The 3,269-nt window shown below is 63.9% G+C and carries 3 protein-coding genes; 2 read left to right on the plus strand and 1 reads right to left on the minus strand.

Translation table 11 applies throughout. The features are described 5' to 3' along the window. The coding region (locus ACGKZZ_RS17065; RefSeq protein WP_411224720.1) for a replication initiator protein A at window positions 1–225 on the minus strand (225 nt) is incomplete at its 3' end. A gap of 427 nt (window positions 226–652) precedes the next feature. Here ACGKZZ_RS17065 and ACGKZZ_RS17070 point away from each other — a divergent pair. Both ACGKZZ_RS17070 and ACGKZZ_RS17075 read left to right on the plus strand, forming a co-directional pair. Then, window positions 653–2,074 carry an AAA family ATPase gene (locus ACGKZZ_RS17070; protein ID WP_411224721.1) on the plus strand — a complete coding sequence of 474 codons (1,422 nt, stop codon included), beginning with the start codon at window positions 653–655 and terminating at the stop codon, window positions 2,072–2,074. 133 nt (window positions 2,075–2,207) lie between these two features. Further along, window positions 2,208–3,224, plus strand: a complete 1,017-nt coding sequence (locus ACGKZZ_RS17075) for a ParB/RepB/Spo0J family partition protein (RefSeq protein WP_411224722.1) — start codon at window positions 2,208–2,210, stop codon at window positions 3,222–3,224. The last annotated feature ends 45 nt before the right edge of the window (window positions 3,225–3,269 follow it).

Raw genomic sequence — 3,269 nt, forward strand, 5'->3', positions numbered from 1 at the left:
GTCATGGATCGTCGCGCGGCCCCGCACGCTGGGCGTGACCTCGACCTCGACGCCGTTATGGGCATAAGACAGCATCCGCGTGTCGGGCCGGGTGGAGAGCGAGAAGATCGGATGCTCCATCGAGCCAAGATCATCCTTGGGCGCCGCACCAAAGAGGTCGCAGACGAAGAAATCGCCCGTCGGGTGCCGGTCGGGCAACAGCCCGCCTGTGATCGTCCCTGCCATGGGTCCGCCTGTGCTCTGCTCGTATCCCCGATTTTTTTGGCCGGTCTGGTGCCGACTCGGGTTTCGGGGTTTCAGTGACACCCAACCTAAAGTTATCCACAGCGCCCGTCTATCCCGCCATGCGCTTCTCTCGGAGGTTCGGAGTCGCTGCTTCGGGGGATCGGAGTCGCGCTATCGGAGGTTCAGAGTCACCACCCCGGCCGAAACGGCTTGTTTTCTATTTGCTTTGAAAGGGTTACAGAAAATGACTGGACTCCGTAACAGATAACTAACATCATTTAACAACACATGCGTGTCATCGGCTCTTGGCCACAAACCTGTGGCACCAAGATGCAACCCCCTGAATTTGCAATGAAACCCGTCCCGTGTGACGGTTTTTCTTCCATGTGTGTGGTTTTGTGGTAGTCTGGCGGAAACCGCGCACATCATGAGGCGCGGATCCCAGATGAGCAGCCCCGACATGACCCCTGATTCCGCCCTGCCTCCCTATTTCAACATCAATCCCGATGCCGCGCTTGCCGCTCTGGGCCACCCCACGACGACCGCCGATTTCGCCGCCATCGCCAAGGCCTGCGAAGCCGGGCGCGCCGATCTCTCCAGCCGCGGGCTTGAGGAAAACGGCCAGCGCAGCTTGCGCCTGTTTTCCACCTGGGAAATCACCCGCTACCTGATCCCGGTCGCGACCGGGCATTTCCGCCGCGTGCTGAAACAGAACCCCGACCTGCCGCAGGGCCGCAGCGAAACGACCGGTGGCGCCAAATGGTTCACCTTCGACGAGGTGCTGGCCTTGCGCGCCCATTTCGCCAGCGAAGGCTCCAAGACCAAGGAATACCTGCCCTACCGCCCCAAGGGGCAACCGGCCAAGCTGGTCGCGGTGGCCAATTTCAAGGGCGGCGTCGGCAAGACCAGCACGGCGGCGCATCTCGCCATGTCGGCCGCGCTCGATGGCTACAAGGTGCTGGTGATCGATCTGGATTCCCAAGGCTCCATGACCTCGATCTTCGGCGGCACCGTCAAGGATGAATGGCAAACCGTCTTCCCGCTGCTGGCCCGCCATTACGCGCGTCACCTGCAATCGGACAACCAGCGCCGGATGGACCGGGGCGAGGCCCCCACCCCGCTTGATGATACGCTCAGTGACGCGCTCGCGTCGCGCAGCGAAACGCTGATCCAACCCACCCACTGGCCCAATATCGACCTCATCGGCGCGCAGCTCAATCTCTACTGGGCGGAGTTCCAGATCCCCGTCTGGCGCATGGCCTCGCGCGGCTGGAAGCTCTGGGATGCGCTCACCGACTCGCTTCAAGAGGATGGCGTGCTAGACCAATACGACGTCATCTTCCTCGACACGCCCCCGGCGCTTGGCTACCTCACCATCAACGGGCTGGCGGCGTCGGACATCCTGCTGGTGCCGCTTGGCGCGTCCTTTCTGGAATTCGACAGCACGGGGCGCTTTTTCGACATGCTGCACTCCACCTTCGGCTCCATCGAGGAGGCCGAGAACATGGCCGCCCGCGCCTTGGGGCGCGACGGGCTTGCATTCCAATGGGACGCGGTGCGCGCCGTCGTCACCCGCTTTGATCCGGGCCAACAGGCCGAACTTGCGGCTCTGATGCAGGCCTATCTCGGCCCCACCCTGTCGCCGCACCGGCAGGGCTTCACCGCCCTGATCGGCCAGGCCGGCGAACAGGTGCAGGGCATCTACGAGGCCGATTACCGCGATTTCAACCGCGAAACCTATGTGCGCGGGCGCGAAACCTTTGACGCCACCTATGCCGCCTTCAAGCAGCTTCTGCTGGGCAGCTGGCGGCGCGATGAGCTGGCCGCCCAGACACAGGCCGCCGAATGACCGCTTCTTTGGGCGCCAAATACCTCGGGGGAGGCCGCAGGCCGGGGGCAGCGCCCCCCTGCACCGTTCGCAGCGAACACCCCCCGTTAACCGCTTCTGCGCAGCCTTCGCGCATCCCCAAAAGGAGGCTCTCATGGCCAAGCGCAAACGTCTGACACCCGCCAACCCGAGCTATCTCGACGCCCCGGCGCCGGAAACCAAGTCGATGTTCACCGCGCCCCGCAACGCCCCGATTGCCGATGTGGCGCGCGATGCCTCCGCATCGGCGGCGCTCGACGAGCTCTCCGACACCCTCGCCCGCGCCCGCGACGAGGGGCGCATGGTGGTGCAAATCCCGCTCGACCAGATCGAGATCGACCATCTGGTGCGCGACCGCGTGGTGGTGGAACAGGACGCGATGCAGACCTTGATGGCGTCCTTGCGTGATCGCGGCCAGCAGACGCCGATCGAGGTGATGCAGCTGGCACCCGAGCGCTATGGCCTGATTTCGGGCTGGCGGCGCTGCACCGCGCTCAAGCAGCTCGCCGACGAGCAGAACGATGACGCGCCCACCGTGCTGGCGCTGCTGCGCCGCCCCGAGGATGCATCCGAGGCCTATCTCGCGATGGTCGAGGAAAACGAGATTCGCGTCGATCTGAGCTATTTCGAACGCGCCCGCATCGTGGCGAAAGCGGTCGATGAGGGGGTGTTCGCGATGGAGCGCACCGCGCTGCAGGAGCTGTTCCGCGCCGCCTCCCGCGCCAAACGCTCCAAGATCGGCAGCTTTCTTCCGGTGGTACGCGCGCTGGATGGCGTCTTGTGCTATCCGCAGGCGCTGAATGAACGGCTGGGGCTTGCGCTGGCGCAGATGCTGAACGATCAGCCGGATTTCGCAAAGACGCTTTGCACCGCGCTCGAGCGTGCGGCGCCGGACAGTGCCGAAGCGGAAACCGCCGCTTTGACCAAGGCACTGGCTGCGCAGAAAGCGGCTCTAAACCCCCCTTCAGAGACTGATGAGACGCCGAAGTTTCGCGACGAAACCATCGGTGCGTTCACCTTGCGACGGCACCCGGACGGCACGCTGTCGATCCTTGGCGCGGCCTGGCCTTCACGCTGCGATTCCGATCTGAAAATGCTGCTCAAGGCAGCCTCCGACCGGGTGGAAAAATAGGTCCGGACCGGACCCATTGTTTCGCATGCGAAACATTAGGGCCGA

Origin of the sequence: Marivita sp. S2033 (genome assembly GCF_046592965.1) — a bacterium.
Lineage (GTDB): Bacteria > Pseudomonadota > Alphaproteobacteria > Rhodobacterales > Rhodobacteraceae > Marivita.